A 676-nucleotide genomic window follows, 5' to 3' on the forward strand; every position below is an offset into this window, starting at 1 on the left:
CGCGGGTGACGCGGGTGGTCACCGCCCAGGCCACCGCGACCCTGCGGACCCTGGCGTATCGGGATGCGGCGATCGCGGCGCTGTCGGCCCGGTTCGATCCCGCCACCGGACGCATCGCCGCACCGGAGTGTGCTGCGGAGTACGTGCCGGCGGGGTTCGCGCGGGGCGTGCGCCGTCAACTGCTCGCGCGGACCCGCCACGTCGGCGAGGCAACGTCCGGCGACGCGATGCGGGACGCAGCACAACCCACACGGCTGCGGATCACCGACATCCAAACCCCGCCGCAGGCCGGTGCGATGGCCCGGCTCTCGGCCGCCGACACACAACTCGCCCGGCTCACCGTCACCGGCGACACCATGGTGCTGACGGTGAAGCTGCCCACCACCGCCGCCCCGACGGGGCGGGCGCAGTGGCGCCCGGTGCGGATGACCGCCGCGCTCCCCCCGCACCTGCACGGCCGGGCGATCACACAGTGGCATCTGCCGACCCTGACCCTCGACGGGCGGGGTCTGCTGCTGCGGTGCGCCGCCACCGAAGCCGTCCCGGCCGGTGACCTCGCGGCGGGCACGGTCGCGGTGGGGGTGGATTGGTCACCGGCCACCCTCGGCGCCGCGGCGATTGTCGCGGAACGCCCGGATGGGTTGGTGTCGGATTTTCGGGGCTTCACCTACGACGA

Annotated in this window: 1 pseudogene; it reads left to right on the forward strand. The window is 74.4% G+C overall.

Going from position 1 to position 676, the window contains the following annotated elements:
* A pseudogene (locus M1M07_RS32375) lies at positions 1–676 on the forward strand (transposase); the annotation flags it as partial.

This window comes from Rhodococcus sp. HM1 (assembly GCF_023218075.1).
In the GTDB taxonomy this organism is placed as follows: domain Bacteria; phylum Actinomycetota; class Actinomycetes; order Mycobacteriales; family Mycobacteriaceae; genus Rhodococcus.